This is a genomic window from Paenibacillus sp. FSL M7-0134, from assembly GCF_038007865.1.
In the GTDB taxonomy this organism is placed as follows: Bacteria; Bacillota; Bacilli; order Paenibacillales; family Paenibacillaceae; genus Paenibacillus; species Paenibacillus polymyxa_B.
Map to the genome: position 1 here is coordinate 870,942 of NZ_JBBOXV010000002.1, position 19,962 is coordinate 890,903.

13 protein-coding genes are annotated in these 19,962 nt (G+C 45.2%); 12 read left to right on the forward strand and 1 reads right to left on the reverse strand.

Features of this window, described 5'->3' with window-relative positions:
- The 9 genes from NSQ58_RS19655 (at position 1) to NSQ58_RS19695 (ending at position 7,695) form a co-directional block, all read left to right on the forward strand.
- Complete coding sequence (locus tag NSQ58_RS19655; protein WP_341058071.1) at positions 1 to 2,583, forward strand: hypothetical protein; 2,583 nt, start codon at positions 1 to 3, stop codon at positions 2,581 to 2,583.
- Positions 2,584 to 2,595: 12 nt separating this feature from the next.
- Positions 2,596 to 3,207: a hypothetical protein gene (locus NSQ58_RS19660; protein ID WP_341058073.1), complete on the forward strand. Its 612-nt coding sequence runs from the start codon at positions 2,596 to 2,598 to the stop codon at positions 3,205 to 3,207.
- Between the two features lie 60 nt (positions 3,208 to 3,267).
- Entirely contained in the window at positions 3,268 to 3,534 is a 267-nt protein-coding gene (locus tag NSQ58_RS19665) for a hypothetical protein (RefSeq protein ID WP_028543140.1), read from the forward strand.
- 41 nt (positions 3,535 to 3,575) lie between these two features.
- Entirely contained in the window at positions 3,576 to 3,707 is a 132-nt protein-coding gene (locus tag NSQ58_RS19670) for a hypothetical protein (protein WP_256253340.1), read from the forward strand.
- Positions 3,708 to 3,759: 52 nt separating this feature from the next.
- A complete protein-coding gene (locus NSQ58_RS19675; RefSeq protein ID WP_028543139.1) occupies positions 3,760 to 4,527 on the forward strand; it encodes a putative phage tail protein in 768 nt (255 codons plus the stop codon).
- Positions 4,528 to 4,569: 42 nt separating this feature from the next.
- Positions 4,570 to 4,959 carry a phage tail-collar fiber domain-containing protein gene (locus NSQ58_RS19680; RefSeq protein WP_028543138.1) on the forward strand — a complete coding sequence of 130 codons (390 nt, stop codon included), beginning with the start codon at positions 4,570 to 4,572 and terminating at the stop codon, positions 4,957 to 4,959.
- A 15-nt stretch (positions 4,960 to 4,974) separates the two neighbouring features.
- Positions 4,975 to 5,994 carry a phage tail protein gene (locus NSQ58_RS19685; protein ID WP_341058074.1) on the forward strand — a complete coding sequence of 340 codons (1,020 nt, stop codon included), beginning with the start codon at positions 4,975 to 4,977 and terminating at the stop codon, positions 5,992 to 5,994.
- 130 nt (positions 5,995 to 6,124) lie between these two features.
- Positions 6,125 to 6,571, forward strand: a complete 447-nt coding sequence (locus tag NSQ58_RS19690; RefSeq protein ID WP_040101929.1) for a phage holin family protein — start codon at positions 6,125 to 6,127, stop codon at positions 6,569 to 6,571.
- A gap of 158 nt (positions 6,572 to 6,729) precedes the next feature.
- Positions 6,730 to 7,695, forward strand: a complete 966-nt coding sequence (locus NSQ58_RS19695) for a glycoside hydrolase family 25 protein (RefSeq protein WP_341058075.1) — start codon at positions 6,730 to 6,732, stop codon at positions 7,693 to 7,695.
- Positions 7,696 to 7,812: 117 nt separating this feature from the next.
- Here the strand turns inward: NSQ58_RS19695 and NSQ58_RS19700 are convergent, their stop codons facing one another.
- Positions 7,813 to 12,306 (reverse strand): amino acid adenylation domain-containing protein, encoded by a 4,494-nt coding sequence (locus tag NSQ58_RS19700; RefSeq protein ID WP_341058077.1) that lies wholly within the window; start codon positions 12,304 to 12,306, stop codon positions 7,813 to 7,815.
- 577 nt (positions 12,307 to 12,883) lie between these two features.
- Between NSQ58_RS19700 and NSQ58_RS19705 the strand changes: the two genes are divergently transcribed.
- From NSQ58_RS19705 to NSQ58_RS19715, 3 genes are read left to right on the forward strand one after another with little or no spacing between them, the layout of a single operon-like run.
- Positions 12,884 to 15,979, forward strand: coding sequence for a cyclic peptide export ABC transporter (locus NSQ58_RS19705; RefSeq protein ID WP_341058078.1), 3,096 nt, complete (start codon positions 12,884 to 12,886; stop codon positions 15,977 to 15,979).
- Between the two features lie 38 nt (positions 15,980 to 16,017).
- Positions 16,018 to 18,933 carry an excinuclease ABC subunit UvrA gene (uvrA, locus tag NSQ58_RS19710; RefSeq protein WP_341058080.1) on the forward strand — a complete coding sequence of 972 codons (2,916 nt, stop codon included), beginning with the start codon at positions 16,018 to 16,020 and terminating at the stop codon, positions 18,931 to 18,933.
- Complete coding sequence (locus NSQ58_RS19715; RefSeq protein WP_028543132.1) at positions 18,930 to 19,961, forward strand: class I SAM-dependent methyltransferase; 1,032 nt, start codon at positions 18,930 to 18,932, stop codon at positions 19,959 to 19,961. The genes uvrA and NSQ58_RS19715 overlap by 4 nt, the downstream gene beginning before the upstream one ends.
- Position 19,962 lies beyond the last annotated feature (1 nt).

Below are 19,962 nucleotides of genomic sequence, written 5' to 3' on the forward strand. Positions count from 1 at the left end.
ATGGCAAGCGAAAAGACACCAAATCTTGGCTTAAATCAAATTGACCGCACATCGCCCAAAACCACGTATTTTGACCTGGAGAAGTATTTGGATCAAAATTGGCGCGCTGTAGACGATTTCGCAGGTGACGTGAATGATGGTGTAAATGAGATCAAGAAACGTCTGGATACGACAGAGCGTAAGGCGGTAACTTTGGAACCCGGAGTACAGATTGTTCATGCGGAAAAGGCTGCTCCATTTTCGCTGACGGGGCTGAACGGGCGCACGTTGGTGAATTTGTTGGGAAGATGGGGGAATTTGAGTAGATTAATGGGGGTAACACCGTATCAAGCCGATATAAAGCTAGATACTTTGAATAAAGGGACATTGCCTAATTCGTTAAAAGTAACGATCAAGCCTGGATATACCGTTGGAGTTGGGTTTTATAGTAATTTTAAATTTTTAGCTGGGAAATATTATGTTGCAATTGTAAGAGCGAAAGTAGGTAACGCTACAGATGCAGGAATCTCGGCTCCGAATGCTCTGGTAGAATCGAAAGTTATAGTTACGGATAAGACTAAATTTGCTACAGCTTGGTTTAGGCTGGCTCCTACCAGCGATATTATTACTAACATAGATTTGGTAACACAGGGTACTGTAGGACAGTATTCTTATTTTGAGGCTGCGCGTATCTATGAGATTTCTGCAGCAGAATATACAGCATTAGCAACGATGACTGACGATCAAATTGACAACAAATATCCTTATGTGGATAGTGTAATGCCTGTGCGTAATCCATATGCAATTCGGTATGGGGAGAATTTGGCTCCGCACTCTTTTTATTCTTGGGACGCTGCGGTCGGAACACCTCTTATTAAAGATGCTCGAAGTGTTGTTGTTTCTTCTTCGAATATAATGATATCTTCCATCTACCCATTAGTTCCGGGTCAGGCTTACACGGTTTCCGCTCAGTCTAGTGGAGCAACGGGTAGAATACATGTAAATATGCAAAACGAGACTGCAGTTATCGGTAATGTAACAGGTAGCGGAATTATATCTTATACATTCACAGTTCCGGCAGGTACTAAAGGTGTAGTGATCCGCTTGTTAGGCACATCCACTGCCGAAGTAACGATTTCCGATTTTATGTTCAACATCGGCAGTATTGCCAAACCATTCAAGCAGCATGAAGACTCCATGCTGGCACTGCAAACAGACCTGTACGCCGATCCAGTTACAGGGGCTAATGCTGATACAGTATTTGAACGTGATGGGCAATATTATAAAAGCAAACGTTGGCACAGTATGACGCTTGACGGCTCGCTACCCTGGGGTTACTTCGATTCAGCCGCAGGCTACAAAGTTGTTCGGATACCTGCCACTAATGGAATGGTTGACAGTGAGAGGATAACCAAGTTTGACGGTAAGTTGGTTCAGCATGTTTTTCCGTTAAGCGGGCCGGATCAATCCCACCTTAGCCCAGAATCTGGTGTTGTGGGTCTGTCCATTTCTAGTACAGACAGTGGATGGGGAGACAACTACACACCTACAACAGACGAAATAAAGGCGTATTTTATGGGCTGGAAGATGTATTTGGCTGGTCAAGGAGACGTTAGTAAGCCGTTTAACAATGAGGCAGTAGGGAAGGCGTGGTGTCCGCTTGATTCTATCTACGATTCGAACGGGGCCGCTGCAACGCTGTACGTAACTACTTTGCCGACAACAGCGATAACATCCTTGTCGTACGTAAGATATGGAAATTGGTCGGCATACCAACTCGTATACAAACTCGCAACGCCTACAGCAGAGCCTATCATATCCGAAGGGCAACTAACGTTCGTTGAGGGAGACAATCAGGTTGGAGTAGGTACGGGAATTGTGTTGCGCGAAAAGGCCAAGCCTTACCGAGAATATGAAGTGACAGGGCAGATAAGGTGGAATATCAATAACGGTAGTCCTGGGGAGTTTCAGACGTCACTTTTGTCTTACAGGGTTGACAGGTTTATAGGCATTTACCGAAACTCGCAGCGTGACAACTGGACATTGTACCCTAATACAGTAACAAACGCGGGCGCCTTGGCTCAGATGATGAGTCACAACTATGACGCTACCGCCGCCTACACCGTGTCGTACCTTGCCTTCATGGCATCCCCTAAAGCTGTATTCACAGGCTCATACGCAGCCAATGAGAAAACGCTTTTGGCTGACTTGTTGGAGAGTGTGCAACAAGCTAACACACGCGTGTCCGTGGTGGAGAACAAGAAAGCAGACAAAGACAACCCTGCCTGGATTAAACCAACGTTGCTTAATGGATGGGTTGAAGGTCGCTCCGTAGGAATAATGAAGGACGGTAACGGGTTCGTCCATATCAAAGGATTGCTCGTAGATGGTTTGACAACTGGAGGGTTAACATTGTTTACTTTGCCACGAGGTTACAGACCTAATAGCATACAGGGTCCAGTATCTTACGGTTACGGGGCCAATGGGCCCGTTTTAGTACAGTTTGATATTTTTCCGGACGGAAGAGTTTCTTTTGGTGGCGGAGGGGCTTCTAATAGCAACTCGTTGAGCCTCCTTTTCCCGCCATTCCTAGCCGAACAATAAGGAGGTCACAGCATGAAAGCAGTACCTAAAGTAAATACAGATGGCCTCTATCTGGAGGACAAGCTAGTGGACGATGCCTTTTCGGGTGTCGTCCCTTTTTATGCTCCATCTTCACTCATGCTATCTGACACAGACCAGCAGCAAGACATCTATGTGCGTACTACCGATAAATCGAGTGCCATTGATGAAGCGAATACAGAAACCAGCCCTGCTGGCTATACCGTTGGTATTCCAGTTCCACCGGGCTTATATCAGCCTCTTTTTGATATTCAAGGCTGGTTGACCTATGAAGCAGAATATAACGAAATTCTGATAGAGGCCCAAAAGAAGTACGAGAAAATTAGTAAGGAATCGCAAGCTTCATTTCAGAAGCTACATGATGAATGGCAAATCAAGCCGGAAAACAAACGTGGAGATGAACCTGTATATTCTGCTCCGGCTTTTGCGACTCCAGAACGAAGAGATCCAACGACGTTCTGGAGTGAAGGATTAAGTGCTGAGGCGATTAAGGAACTGACACAAAAAGCAGAGCAACAGCCAAGTGAGACAGATCAATTGAAGCAGCGTATTGCAGATCTCGAAGTAACGCTGAGCCAGTTCATGCTTGATAACACAGGAAAATAACCAAGTACCGACTCCTGTTTAACTGCAAAAATCTTATTTAAAAGAGGTGAAGTCATAACTATGACTGCTTTAACAGAGACTCAATTGCGTATTTGTGCTTATGCTTGTGTTACCCGCTATGATCGGGGAGAAGGTAATATAGCAGCTATCATTGGAAGCTACGCTTTAGATGAAAAACAACGTAAACAAGTGAAGGAAATGATTTTATCCCATCGTTCTGATCTGGTATTGGACAACGTAGAGGAATCGTCATCTATGGAGGTTTCCAGTGCACAGCGAGAACCGGTTAAATGGTATAGCTCTATTTTTCGTAAAAAAACGGTATAGAGCAGAGGGCAAAAATGCCTGTACTCAAAGGAGGAGCGAGCATGTATGAAAGAATGGATCTGATTATAATGGGTTTCTCCAAGTTGAAAATGAACAGACAAAGCAATCCTTTTATAACGATTCAATTCGGTCAGGGGGTAGAGCTGGGGATGGTGAGTGTGGATGGATATTGACGAAAAAAAAGAATCTGTTATCCAAGATGTAACCGATGATTTTAGTAATCGAATGTTCAGTTCGCGGGGACCGGAGCTATTTTCCTATCTTCCTGCCTATTACGAAGCATCTCGTGTTATGCACGTCGATATGGATGCAAAGGGTAGCGAACTAGATGCTCTATATCTCGCGTTGGATGATACGTTAGCTCAGTTTTTTGTTCGTACTGCCACTTGGGGGCTCGAACGCTGGGAAATGGAGTTGGGTATCCAAACCCATTTGGAAAAACCGCTGGAACAGCGGCGATCTGTTGTGGAGTCAAAACTTCGTGGAAGCGGCAAATTTTCAGGGGATTTAATACGGAAAATCATGAACTCTTTTGATGTGGAAGGGGAAGTAGACTTTCATCCGACGGAATATAAGTTCAGTATAAGCTTTAAAAATCGCATCCCTGAAAATATGATTGATTTCAAAAAGATCATTGAGGATATTAAGCCTGCTCATCTTGCTTTTTATATGAATAACAAAACTAGGCTTACATTTCTTCATGAAAATGAAATAGTTTCTCGTATTCGATTACGTTCGAGAGTTCGCTTTTTGGGTGGAAGGCCATGGTATTTAGATGGTGTCGAGTTACTGAACGGAATAGCTTCTTTGTCCGGGTGGACAGAGGAACCTATGCGCTATTTGAACCGTTCAAAAATGGTCATCAAGCATCGAGTGGATCATCATCAGGAAGGCAGAATGAAAATTCGAGACCATTATTGGAAGTTAGATGGAAGTATGAAGCTGGACGGTAGTCAGATGTTAAGCTCAACCGAGAAAGTCATTTCAATCTAAACAAATATAACTTTTATTTTTAAGATAGAAAGGATGGTAAGTATGGCAGAACAAGTTTTGACAGTCACGACTGCATATGCAAGGGAACAAATGGCTCGTGCCCGCGCTGAGGGAGGAACGCTAAGTAAAGTAGTAAAAATGGCATTTGGTAGCGGAGGTGTGGATCAAGCAGGGAAACCACTGCCTTTGGATGGAACAGAACAGGTGTTGAAAAAGGAACTGGTTCAAAAGGATATTACGAGCTTTGAATTTATTGCTCCTGCAACAATTCGATATACCTGCTCACTGGCAGAAAATGAATTGGCGGGAGAAACGATTAATGAGCTGGCTTTAGTAGATTCAGCAGGTAAGCTGACGGCTGTTCGTACGATGAGTAACAAGGTCAAGGATAGTGATATGGAGTTTGTTTTCGAAATTGATGACATCTATTAAGGAGGATGAAGAAGTATGAGTATACAACAACCACGCAGATTTGTTACTACTGACCAGGGACATGCGGATGTTCTGAATGTACCCATTGATACCCTTTATGCTAACGATCAGGAATTGGCCGCACTGGTTGAAAATATTAAAAAAGATCCAGCAGGAAACGGTGTTGCTTCTAAGGAAGCGTTAGACAATCATGCCAGCAATACAGAGATCCATGTGACGGCAGCCAAACAAGCGGCATGGAGCGCAGCAGAGGGGAATGCCAAGAAGTATACAGATCAGTACGCTGCTCCCAAGCAGCATAGTCACCCAGCATCAGATTTGCCTTCTGCGTCAACACAGACGAGAGGGATTGTGCAGCTTAATACTTCTACAGGGAGCACAGCTACAGATCAGGCAGCTACTCCTAGTGCGGTAAAGGCGGCTAATGATAGAGCGAATGAAGCTTACAGCCGGGCTGAACAGGCTTTTCAATCTGGCAATGACTACAAGCAACGCTTGGTAGCCGAAATCATTGCCAATGGAGGATCGGCTACAATGTCAGAGGACTTTAATAGTCTCATCTCGAAAATAGCACAATCTGCACAAATGAAATATAAGGTTCAAACGATTCAGCGGGGAACGGCTAACGGCGACCTATTCACGATGCCTGCTGGGTTTAACAGTCTGGCTTCCGGTTCACTCCTATCATATGGCCCCGGGGTCAGTTCGGCTTTTTATATGTCCATGAGTCAGGACGCTACTGTTTTATTCTACATGCTGGATGGTTCCGGTAGACGGTTTGACTTTCCAGTACACCGTGAGCCTTGGAAAAGTGGTTCTACCTACTACTGTACCGGATTCAAAATCGACAAGGCAGTAGGAACAGCTAGTGTTATTTTTTATACGGGATCGGCACAGCAGGGGACTGGTGGCCCGACGATATCAATCAACATCCCAGGAGACTTTAACTTAAAAGGTGGGGTCAAATTGCGCTGTGATATTACGGGCAGCATCACTTGGTACTATCAAAGTTATCTTACAGCTATCGGGTGGTAGGTGGTTGTTATGAGTAAAAGATTAACCAGCGTATCCAAATTGGATACGCTTTTTTTCTGCCCCCACCGTGATCGGGGGCTTATATTACGTCAGGAAATTTTTCCTGACCAACAGATACGGGGGAACAAACATGCATGAAAAGATCGATCAGATTTGGCTGGGGTTTTCCACGGGGACCTTGATCGGTTATTTTTTCGGGGGGTGGACCACAATGTTGACGTTGCTGTGGTGGATGGTCGTGATCGACTTTTTCACCGGATGGGCAGCGGCCTGGATTAATGGGGAGCTAAAAAGCCGCCAGGGGTATTACGGTATTTTTCGCAAGGTTACCGTGTTTTTGCTCATTACGGTAGCTCATCTAATCGACGGTATTCTCGGGGATGCACATTACTTCCGGGATGCCGTCGTTTTCTTTTATTTAGCGAACGAGCTGTTGTCCATTATTGAAAATGTGGGCAGAATGGGAGTGCCGATGCCGGATATTTTGCGGAATGCGGTAGCTATTTTTGAGTCCAAGTCGAGTGGAGAAAAAATAAAGCCAACCGACCCTTCCGACAAAGAAAATAAAGCTTCATAAAGTGCCACTAGTGGCCACTACCAAAATAGGCAGACTACCTTTTCGCCCTTTTTTCGGTGTAAAAGTGGAAAAGCCCAGACCGTATGGATGGTCCAAGCATATGGATAACAGAGACAAAGTGAGCTACAACATTATGAATGATAAGGAGGGAACGCCTTATGCAGAATCGCAGCCCTAACGCTGCCGAAGGCATTGACGTATCCCGATATCAGGGAACGATTGATTGGAAGCGTGTACGAGCCGATGGTAAATCGTTTGCCTTTATTAAAGCGAGTCAAGGACAGCGTTACGTCGATCCGACATTTATCACGAATGCAAAAGGGATCAAGGCAGCCGGGATTCTCCTGGGAGCTTACCATTTTGTAGATGCAACTAGTGTAAACGCAGCAAAAGCGGAAGCCAGGCATTTCGCCGAGGTGCTGGATCAGGTGGGGGGTGCGAAAGCGCTGGACTTGCCAGCGGTGATGGATTACGAAAATAATCCGGAAGGGCTTAGCTCGGCCGCGATTCATGAGGTTGCGTTGGCATTTATAACGGAATTTGAACGAGTAAGCGGCCGCAAGCCGATGGTATATACAGGGAATGCTTTTGCTGCCCATTTCAAAGCCCCATTGGGTAGTTATAAGCTGTGGATTGCGCGTTATAGTACACGAGTGCCCGGCGACACCACGGCATGGAAGCGCTGGGACTTTTGGCAATACAGCGATAGTGGACGGGTTGATGGAATTCAAGGGCCGGTTGACCTGAATGTATACGCCGGAACAGAGGCCGAGCTACGCCAAGTATTTGCAGGAGAAGAGGGGGATGAGCCAATGACAGCAGAGGAAAAAGCGGCATTTAAAGCCCTGCAACAGCAGGTCGCTGCCCTTGAAAACAGCAAAGATGTGCTCAAGCAGACGTTGAATGAACAGAGCGCTTATATTAAAAAAGTGGATCAGCGGGTAGCTGAACTGGAGGCGCGTCAGGCTATGCCTGTGCCGACCTGGGCGAAGGAAGCGATGGCTGCCGCTGTTGCATTTAATCCGGCAAGCCCGATTGTGGATGCGAAACTGCCAAGCAGTTATGATTTTTATCGCTTACTGGTCGTACTGAACCGTCTGGGTGTGTTTAAAACAACCAAATGATCTTCGAAAGAACTCATGTACTGCCAACCCCACTTTTATATGAAATGAGTAAAGCAGTTACGCCCGAAGTCTAAATAGACAGGCGGTTGAAGGCAACCGCCTGCCCTTATTGCACCCTTATTCGAAAAGCAATTCAATATCCTCTTGGCTAATCCGAGCAGATTCAAAGTCCGAAGGAGTGAAGTGAACATTCTGCTGACTAAGTGTAAAATCAATTACACGGTGTAGAGTTTGGACATACATATGCATAAATTCGGTTATACTTTCTTTTTCAAACATTGTTGTGCTGTACATCATATGGACCACCAACTGGTCGTTAACAATCAGGCTGTTGATTTCGATGCCAGCCGTTAGATGATTGGCGTAGTCCACATCTTGAAGGCCTGGAGTATGCTTATATACATAGTCTGAACTCTGACTTTCGTGATCGAACTGTCCCAGATAATTGAAGCGTAGGGGACGAATCTCCTTACTTTTTTCAATAGCTCCTAGCATGTATTTTAAAATGCCATAACCGATACCCTGTTGGGGAATGCGTCGGCGCAGTTCCTTGACATATGCAATGACACTGCCTATTTCTGTACCTGGCACTTGAATACGTAAGGGATGTAACGCCGTAAACCAGCCAACCGTTCTGGATACGTCTACGTGATCCAGGCTCCTTCCGTGATGCTCAACCTCATAAGTGAAATCTTCTAATCCAATCCATTCCTTTACACTTAAAGACAAGGCAGCTAGCAGTAAATCCACAGGCTCAGTATGATAGACCTGATTCGCCTTGGTGAGCAGTTTGTGCGTATGGGCAGGGGAAAGTTCTCCTTCGACGACTGCACATGAAGCATAGTTTACGGTAGTGGATGGCTGGCTTGTGATGAATGCTGGAAAATGGTCGTTGCCGCCCTCCATTTCATTCCAAAAATCAAGCTCCTCCCGTAGATCCGCAGTAGTGGAATAATGATGAAGCTCCTTGGCAAAGGTTTGAACAGAGGCTGTTTTTCTTGAAAAATGTACCTCCTTGCCTTCTTCTAAGGCATGATAAGCCTCCAATACATCCTCCAATATAATTCTCCAGGAAACTCCATCTACAACTAGATGATGCGCAGTGATGAACAATTCCGAGGTTCCTTGTCCGTGATCGAATATAGCTGCTCGAATAGGAAGACGGTGGGACAGATCGAAACCGGATTGCAAGCTATGCACTAGCTTATTGAATTCATGCTGCCAAGCCTCTGCTGAAATAGGCGTCATGTCATAACAATCCAGCTTGAACGGGATTGCAGTGAGTTCCGGGTTGTAAAATAACTTGCCATCCGGGTGTATGCTCATCCTTAAAGCATCGTGATGTTCAATTACTTTGTGAAATGCCTTTTCTAGAGCAGAACGATCCATTTCATTTTTCAACAGAAGCAAGACCGATTGATTATAGTGATGAGGATTATGAAATGACTGCTCCATAAACCACAAGGAGATCGGTGTAGGCTGAATTTCTCCGCTGACGGGAGCTGAAGAATCGTACAGTCGGCTCTTTTGGCGTGTGTAATGAGCAAGCTCTGCTATACTGGGATGCGCTAAGACATCCTGTACACCCACTTCCAAATCATAGTTATTTAATTTGGAAGTCATCTGGATCGCTTTAATAGAGTCTCCGCCCAGTGCAAAGAAATTATCGTGGATACCTATGGTAGACGTATGGAACAGCTCTTCCCAAACCTGCACGAGAATGCTTTCCACCGTATTATGGGCTTCCTCATATATGTCAGTTAATCCAGAGGACACGTCTGGTACAGGAAGCTTTTGCTTGTCCACCTTGCCATTGGATGTAAGCGGAATGATTTCCAGCTGGAGTATGTGGCTTGGTACCATATAATGGGGAAGACAAGCATGTAAATAATCTTTGAGAAGCTTGGGAGAGATAGCACGATCAGATACATAATAGGCACACAAAAGGGGATATCTATTCACATCGCCTGTTTCCACAACGTTTACGACAGCATGCTGGATGTCAGGATAGGAGGATAAAGCTCCTTCAATTTCACCCAGCTCGATACGAAAGCCTCTGATTTTAACCTGGTGATCATTTCGACCAAGGTATTCGATCAGGCCATTTTCCAGCCGTATCCCCATGTCACCGGTTTTATACATTCGTTCTCCAGGAACAAAAGGATTATCGAGAAACCTTTCTTTTGTGAGTTCCAGTCTGTTCAGATATCCTCTTGCCACTCCATGACCGGAAATGTAGATTTCTCCTTTTACCTGCACAGGAACAGGCTTTAAGTGCGTATCCAGCAAATATACAGCCACGTTATCGGAAGGCACACCGATGGGAACGGATCTTCTGCTATCCCGGTCTGCATCATACATATGGATCATGCAGCCTACGACGGTTTCCGTAGGTCCGTACTCATTGAACAGGGCAATACTTCCGCCAAACTTGTCATGAATGTTGTGAGCAAGACTGACTTTGAGATCTTCTCCTCCTACAATGCATTTGCGGACGCTCGATGTACGAATGTCCGACTCTTGTAGAAGGGACAAGTGTGCGGGAGTTAGCTTTACAATGGTTGTACGTTGGTCTTTCATAATGCGGAACAATACAAATTCGCCGGGATCATCATCTCTGTAGAGGTTAATGGCATGTCCGCTGATTAATGGGGTGAATATGGAAGTGACAGTCAGATCAAAGGCTATTGACGAATAACAAGCAAAGACCTCGTGAGCTGCGGACAAGTAGGTTTTATTCGCCCACCATATGTAATTCACAAGTCCCTTGTGCGGAACTGCCACTCCTTTAGGTTTGCCTGTGGAACCGGAGGTGTAAATTACATAAGCGAGCTGGTTCGGTCCGCTTTGTGGCTTCAAATTCGAGCAATCTCCATGGTACAGGGATGCATCGTCTATACGATAAACTCCTCTGGAAAATGAAATATCATCATTCAAAGGTGCATCGGTAAGAAGCAAAGCAGCCCCGGAATCCTCCAGCATATAGCTAACACGGTCAGCTGGATAGTGAGGATCTATAGGCAGATAGGCCCCACCTGATTTCAACACAGCTAAGATCGAAATGATAAGCTCAAATGAATGCCCAGCCATGATCCCCACGATACTCTCTTGCCCAATACCACGGCTTTTTAAAAACCTCGCCAGTTGGTTAGCTTGTTCATTTAACTCACGATAGGTTAATGTGTGCTCTTCAAAGTAACAGGCAATATTAGTAGCTTTTTCAACGACTTGCTGCTCAAATAACTGAGTAATGGTTAGGGACGAGGGATAGGAAGAACGTGTTTGATTCAGCCCATAGATCAGCTCATTTTGTTCCTGCGGAGATAGCATTTCAATTTCCGCAATCGGGGTCTGTGGCTGCTCGATCATCTCGCGAACGATATGAATGATATACTCAAACATTTTTGCGATCTGCGTCTCACTGTAAGAATTCACTTTATAGTCAAAGTCCAGCGTAATTCTTCCGCTCCCCTCCCAGTCACGAATAACCAGTTGCAGCGCATAAGGTTGATAACCACTGAAAACCTCCTGAACTTCATAGGGACACCCATCAAATTGGGGACTAAATTTCATATTGTAATAATTAACGCACATATCAAACAGACTGTTATATCCTTTTTGAGCAAGCTCTAGGTCACTAGCTAGAAGATCATATGGATATTTTTGGTGAAAATAAAAATTCATCAGCTCTGCCCCCACATGCTTCATCAAAGAGCAGGCATCTAAAGCTGCATCCAGTTGGATGCGAAACGGCATGGTGCTGGTGAACATACCAAACGTATTTTTTTGTTTTTTGCCCGATCTGTTTAGGACTGGAGTCCCGATCACCACATCGGTTTCTTGAGTCGTCCGGTAGATGTAAAGCAGAAGGGCGGATACGAATAATACGTTTACAGAAAGTTTGGAGCTTTGGATAAAGGTCTGAATGATACGTGAAGTTTCACTGTCGATGGCAAAGGACGTTCGAACGGCCAAAATATCTTTGCTTTTGTTGATAGGTATCATGTCGGGTAAGGTTTGAAATTTTTCATGCCAGAATATTTTATTTTTAATAAAACGCTCAGATGTTAAATAGGCTTGTTCTTGATCAATGATAGGTATGTAGGAATATTCTTCATCAGCAGGCAGGGGGCTGTGGTTAACCAGTAGTGTATAATACTGCGAAATTCGTTCAGACACGATATGTAAGGCCCAACCGTCTGCAATAATATGATGAAATTGACCCAAATAACCAACATCACCAGGCCCAAGTTTAAAAATAACAAAAGAATACAGTTTGGCATTCAACAGAGGCATAACCTGTCCACTCACAGCCTTCAGCCATTGTTCAAAATGAAGTAACGGATCAGGCTCATGACTAAAATCAATACATGCGATCTGCTCCTTTTCATAGGGCTTCACGTACTGTACGGGTTCTTCATTTTGCTCTTCGATCTGGATGCGGAGGCCTTCCGTTTTGGAAATGAAGAGTTGAATCGCTTTCTCCAGCGCGTCAAACTCTAGTTCCTTTTGAATGCGTACAAGTCCGGTCAGATTGTGCATGGCTGTCGTACCATATATTTTCTCGTTATACCAAACTCTTTTTTGAGAATGTGTTAGTGCATAGAACATCCATTAGCCTCCTTATACATGCAGATATTGAAAAACATAGAGTCTACATAAAAATGATCCTAGCCCACCCAATAAAAACAATCAAGCAGAAAAAATGTATTTTTAAACAAAAAATAAAACGGATTTTCGACAATTTTATTCCAATTTAAAAAGGCGAGTTCCCTTTAAAAGGTTTCCGTAGGTTTACAATGGAATTTTTAAAAAAGTGTGAATTAGCTCACTACATCCGATATGGATGAAATGTTAAGGTGTTAATACAATTTCGATAATATTGATAAATATTAATTTATTAAGTATTTCTGGTAATTGACTCTCCGATTTCGCAATCAATATCCTGGCATTCTTCCTTAATTTTCCTTTAAATAAATCCATTCCTATTTAACATATATTTACTCTTAAACTATTTAATTATCCATAAATTAAATATACAAATTGTGTATATTTATTCATGATGTTGAATACTATTTATCCTAGTTTTTTTATGTAATTACTAGATAAATAGTCTTACATATATTGGTCAAGCAAGCTTTGATTACATATTACAAAGAAAGCTGGAGCGATTATGGAATGTAAAAAGATGATCATGAGAAAAATGGCAGCGGTTATCCTGATTTTCGCTTTAGTGGCTACATGTATTCCGCCCAGTCGTGCGGAGGCCGCAGCAGGATTGGATGAAAACACCACTCAGCGTTTGGAAGCATTTATTCATGAGAAGATGCAGGAAGGTCATATCCCTGGAATGACAGTTATTGTGGTTCGTGGAAAGGAAACGGCCTATCTCAAAAGTTTTGGGTACGCCAATGTGGACAAGCAGGTTCCTGTAACACCCGAGACAAGCTTTGAAATTGCCTCTTGCTCCAAAGGATTTACAGCACTTGCCGTGCTGCAACTACAGCAGCAGGGGTTGTTGAAGCTGGATGATCCCGTTTCAAAGTTTTTTCCATGGTTTCAAGCCAAGTATAAGCACCAAAATGTCGAGATTACACTGCGGCAGCTGTTACATCACTCCAGTGGCATTCCATGGTACACAATTACCGACATCCCGATCTCCAACCGTCCCGATTCACTGGAACAGGTTGTACGAAATGTGAATGGCCTGGAATTACATAATCGTCCTGGCGAACGCTTTGAATATGCCACCATTAACTACGCAATCGTGGGGGCTGTCATTCAAAAGGTCACAGGGCAACCTTACGAAGATTATATGAAGACCCATATTTTTCAGCCTTTAGGTCTGAATAAAACTACTCTTTATCCCACAGAAGCCGCACCCACGATGGCAACAGGCTACAAGAACGGCTTTTTTCAAGCACGTGAATATCAATCCCCTGTCTTTAGAGGAAACCGTCCCGCTGGTTATATCATGATGGACGGAAATGACCTCGCCACTTGGCTCAAATATCAGTTGGGCAGCCTGAAATCTCCCATGACTCCATTAATTATGGAAACTCATGCGCCTGACCGCACCGTTACCCCCAGCAAGTTTGATATGTCGTCTTATGCTATGGGCTGGGCTGACTACCAAAGCGGAAACGGAGAGGTGTCCAAGGCTGGATTAAATCCGAATTTTTCTGCTTATATGGTTTTTCGCCCTCAGGATCAGCTGGCTGTAGGGATTATGGCAAACAACGGTACCACGTTAACGTATATCACGGGGCATGGTCTTATGGACATTTTACGAGATCGTCAGCCTGTGTCTCCGTATGAGCCAGATCAGAAAACAGACAATGCGTGGTCCGTTATTACGATCATGCTGGCATGTTATGTGCTGGCGGTAGTGGTCCTGTTGATGACGATGGTACGAGATATCATCCGCAAACAACGTGTTTTGAAGCCTTTGAATCCAAAAAAGCTGCTCACATGGCTGCTATTTTTACTTTGCAGTACACCGTTTTTGTATGGAGTTTATTTGGTTCCTACTGCCATGCAGGGCGTTTCATGGACAACCGCGATTGTCTGGTCTCCGTTTAGCTTTCCGTTTGCGATTGGAGCCTTGGGGCTGGGATTGCTTTTGAGCTTTGGCTACCTGGTGTTGGGTACGATTTTTCCGAACACAGACGAAAATAAACGCTCGCTTCCTTTACTGGTAATGATGAGCTTGCTAAGCGGGGCGGCGAATGCTTTTGTCATTTTTATCGTCAATTTCTCAATTGGCAGCGAAATACCGCTCAAATATCTGCTGTATTATTTCGGATTAGCGCTGGCGGTTTATATTTTCGGTCGCAAGCTGATTGAAACCAAATTAGTGAAGATTACCTACAACATGATTTATCGAAAACGAATGGAACTGATTCAACGTGTGCTACACAGCTCTTATGACAAATTAGAACGCATGGACAATGGCAAAATTTTAGCCACTTTAAATAATGATACAGAGATGGTGGGCTTCTCGGCCAATGTGGCGGTGGGGTTCGCGACCAGTCTACTGACAGTCATCTGCTGCTTTGTTTATCTCGGTACGATTTCATTTTGGGGCACGATACTCTCCCTGGCTGTCATTGCGGTGATTGCCGCATTTTATAGCATCGTCAGCGGTACGGCTAACCGCTATTGGGAAGAGGCGAGGGATACCCAAAACGTGTATTTGGGGTTCATCGACCACATGCTCAAGGGCTTTAAAGAGCTTAGTATGCATGGACGCAAAAAGACGGAGTTTAGCAGCGATATTCAGGATAGCTGTGAACAGTATCGTCAAAAACGCTCCGTGTCCCGCATTAAATTTACCAATGCACTGGTGCTGGGCGAGACGCTGCTGATTTTAATTTTAGGTGTAGTTACCTTTGTGTTCCCGACGATTTTCCCGAACATTAAGGATTACACATTAATTCAATTTGTTGTCGTGTTCCTCTACTTGATCGGACCCATCAACGGATTGTTGCAGGCTGTGCCGGAGCTGTTCCAGATTCGGACCTCCTGGCGAAGAATTAAAGCCTTTATTGCGGAAATGCCGACTGATGACAGCGGAGAAGTGTATGATACTGCGAGTTTGGTGGATGAAGAAGTGGCTGTGGAACGAATTGGTTTTCATAATCTTAGCTTCGAGTACAGCAACGTGACTGGAGAGTCCAGCTTTCTGGTCGGACCTATTACACTGGAAGCGGCTAAAGGACAGACCATTTTCATCACAGGCGGCAACGGCAGTGGTAAAACGACGCTTGCTAAATTAATGACTGCCCTCTATCCTCCACAAACGGGATACATCACGATCAATGGAGAAGTCATTGATGCCCGCACGTCGGGCGAGTATTTTTCCACCGTCTTCTCTGATTTTCATCTGTTTGAGCGCTTGTACGACATTGATTATAAGGAAAAGCAGTCCGACATTGAGCGTTATCTGAAAAAACTGGGACTGGAGGAAAAAGTAAGGGTCAAGGATGGATATTTCAGTACGCTCAAGCTATCAGGTGGACAACGAAAGCGGCTTGCGCTTTTGATCTGTTATCTGGAGGATCGACCCGTATATTTGTTTGACGAATGGGCTGCCGATCAAGATCCGGAATTCCGCAAGTTCTTTTACCATACACTTCTGCCTGAAATGAAGGCGGCGGGTAAAATTATTTTCGCCATTACGCATGATGACCATTATTTCCATACCGCAGACCGACTGCTGAAGATGGAAATGGGGCAGATGAAGGAGCTGGAGGTGTTGAGTGCTGAAGTCAGTGGCTCATAACCAATCCATTAAAATTTATGAAAAAGTGTGGGCTTAGCATGCAAAACTACATTGTTGTCAAAGGTGCAAGACAGCACAACCTGAAAAATATCTCCTTGCGGATTCCGCGAGATCAACTGGTTGTTTTCACGGGAGTTAGCGGCTCGGGTAAATCATCGCTTGTCTTCAATACACTATATGCGGAAGGGCGACGACGCTTAATGGAGTCGCTGTCCGCATATGAACGAATGGGTTTGCGAAAAACGGAAGAGGCGGATGTGGACTTGATCGAAGGGTTGTCTCCGGCAATTGCGATGGAGCAAAAGACGGTCTCGCGCAACCCGAGGTCAACCGTGGGTACATTGACCGAAATCTCCTCTTTTGTCCGGTTGTTGTTTTCACGAACAAGTCGGGCGGTTTGTCCCTACTGTCAGGAAGCACTGCCTGTGCAGACAAGGAAAAAAATCACGGAGCAGGTACTCCAATGCTCACCTGATGCTTCAATAGAAATCTATGCGCCGATCCTTTCCATGCCACATGAAGGGCCTGTCGCGTTGCTGAAGGAAATACAAAAAAAAGGCTACACCCAATTAAGCTGGAATCAAAAAATGCTGGATATAGAGCAAGCAGAAGCTTTGTTTTCCGGTAGGTCTCCACAGGCCGTACGTCTAGGAAAAGGAGACAGTCAGCTGGAGGTACTGGTTGGCAGAATTACGATTTCAGCTTCCGTGGAGCAACGCAAAGATATTCAAGCTATGGTGGATAAAGCACTGGATTTAGGAGATGGCTGGATTCAAATTCGACCTGTGGTTGATAAACGATTCGTATGTAATCTGAATTTTGGCTGCTCCTGTTGTGGTATGGTGGCGAGTGAAATTTCGGCAGGGGCTTTCTCGTCGAATAGTCCTTTGGGTGCTTGTCCGACTTGTACAGGACTGGGCACTCATTATGAAGTAGATCTGGAACGTGTGATTCCTGATCGATCCAAAAGTCTAGCTGAAGGAGCGATTCAGCTACTTGGCTGGCAATGTGAGCAAGAGAAATTTCATAAAAATCGAAAAATTTTGGAGGGACTAGCGACCCGATATCATTTTGAACTGAGCACGGCGGTAAAGGATCTGCCAGATGAGGCGTTATACGCTGTGCTATACGGTACTCAAGGGGAAAAGATTGCAATTAAGAATCCTGCTACAGGTGGCAAGCTGATGCACGAAAGATTTGCAGGTATTGTGAATCTTATTTATGAGCGCTTTAACGCTAATGCCAAGGATGAAATGAGCGCCATGAAAGCGGAAGACAAGGAAGTGATGCGGGAACAAGTATGTCCGAGCTGCGGAGGAGCACGTTTGAAGGCAGAACGACTGCTATATCGTGTGGGGGACAAAACGATCCGCGATTTTTCGAACATGCCGTTGGTTGAGCTGTATGCAGGCTGTGATGAACTACTGCGAATGGCACCTCAAGTTTTCGAGAGTCTTGCGGCTGTGGCCCAGCCCATTTTACAGGAAATCAAGACTCGTTTGACGCTGCTGCTGGATATGGGACTGGACTATTTAAATCTGAACCGTCCGGTGACCCTGCTCTCGGGTGGTGAATCACAGCGCGTACGCTTGACGACCCAATTAAGCTCTGGGCTGATGGGCATGATCTACATTTTGGATGAACCCAGTGTTGGATTACACCCGAAGGATACCGGGAAAATGATAGCTATGCTTCACAGACTACGGGATTTGGGAAATACCATCTTGGTCGTCGAACATGATGAGGAGATTATGGCCCAAGCGGATTATCTTGTTGATATTGGGCCTGGCGCAGGATTGCTCGGCGGTGAAATTGTAGCACAGGGTACGGTGGAAGAAGTCATGAGCAATTCGAAGTCTTTGACAGGACAATATTTGAGCGGCAAGCAAGGTATTCCTGTTCCCACCCAACGAAGAAAGGCCTGTGACGGGAAATATCTTGAGGTGCTGGGAGCCAGGGAGAATAATCTGCAAAACCTGAATATTCGTATTCCACTGGGTTGTTTGGTTTGTGTTACAGGGGTCTCTGGATCAGGGAAAACCACGCTAGTTCATAACGTTATATATGAGAAATTACGTTCTCGCCTGGATGGTAAATCTGCATATCTGAAGCACGATGTAGAGCTGAAAGGAGAAGCGTCGATTGATCAGGTGATCTGTATCGATCAGAAGCCAATTGGACGGACATCGCGATCCACTCCGGCTACTTATGTGGGGGTGTTTGACGCCATTCGAAAGCTGTTTGCCAGGACAGAAATAGCTAAGCAACTCCAACGAAAGAGTGCACATTTTAGCTTCAATTCACCGGGTGGACGCTGTGAAGTTTGTTCAGGACTCGGGGTGATCGTCACTGAAATGCAGTTTATGTCTGACGTTGAAATGGTTTGCGAAACGTGCCGGGGCAGACGCTACAGCGAGGATATACTGGCAATTACATATCACGAGAAGAATATCGCGGATGTATTGGAGATGAGCATTGAAGAAGCTGCTGTTTTCTTCGCTGACCAACCGGATATTTACGGCAAGTTGAAGCTCATGAACGAATTGGGTCTTGGTTATATGAAGCTGGGTCAGTCTGCCACGACATTATCTGGCGGGGAAGCCCAGCGTATTAAGCTGGTAGAGGAGCTAAGTCAGTTAAAAAAAGGGCGCAGCCTGTTGTACATTTTGGATGAACCGACCACAGGCTTGCATCCCGACGACATTCAGCGACTGCTAACTATCCTTCAACAGCTCGTGGATGAGGGCAACACCGTACTCATCATTGAACATAACCTGCATCTGATCAAAACAGCAGATTATGTGATAGACCTTGGCCCTGAAGGGGGCACCCGAGGTGGACAGCTAGTGGCAGCTGGAACGCCTGAGCAGGTTGCGACCTGTGAGCACTCCCATACCGGATCTTTTTTACGTAACTTAGGAATGGATTACGACGAGAACGAGGTGAGAGCATGAGCAACAGATTGGAGCATTTACGCATTCTCCCGACAGGCCCCCTAAATTATTATCTGCAAAAGCGATACAACGATCTGCCATGGGTGCACAAGTTTGGCTTGGATCACATCAAGGTAAAGGGGGATTTTATACTCATTCATGCATGGAAGCCTGGGTATGTGAAGCTAACACGGGAACAGGCAAATCTTCTCAAAGCAGCCATTGAAAAAGGCGAAAATCCTGAGGACAAGCTTCCTCGGCTGCCAGAAGCATGGCTACTGGACGGAGAAGATGAACCTGATGTGGAAGGACTCTTGGCTAAGGTCATCGTGCCCGAGTTATTCGAACTGCTTTCCCCGGAAAATCTTCAAGAAGACGTGACCAGTCCGCAATCTATCCGGTTAAGAGCTATTTTGGAGCGTGTCGCCGAGCATGTACCTGTTTTTCCAGCCATTCAGAATCCCTATGAGCTGCGTCGTTTTCTGGAGGTCGTGAAAGGCCAAAAGCCTAAAACAGTCGTTGAGATCGGGACAGCCAGCGGCGGTGTGTTTTATTGCCTGAGTCAACTGGCCGATCCAGACGCGTTGCTCGTCAGTATTGATTATCCGGGTGGACCGTATGGAGGGGGTCAGGATGACAGTGAGGTACAGCTCTACTCCAGCTTTGGCAGCACGGGACAGCAGTTTTCTTTTATTCGAGACCGTTCATTTCACTGCTCCACCAAACAGGACTTGAAAAAGGTTCTAGGAGACCGGCAGATTGACCTTCTATTTATTGATGGAGATCATTCCTACGGTGGTGTGAGTTCGGATTTTCGTATGTATCAAGAGCTGGTGGCACCGGGCGGCATGATTGCTTTTCATGATATCAGCATGCGGCCTGAAACGTGGGGAAGAGGTTATGATGTTGGCGTTTTCTGGGATGAAGTGAAACAAAGTTATCCCTCCTTTGAGGAATTTGTAGATCCAACGGGCTGTCGAGAGCCGTTTATTCGTCACCCGCAAGAGGGACTGTTCGCGTATGGGATTGGCACCATCATTCAATTGTAAG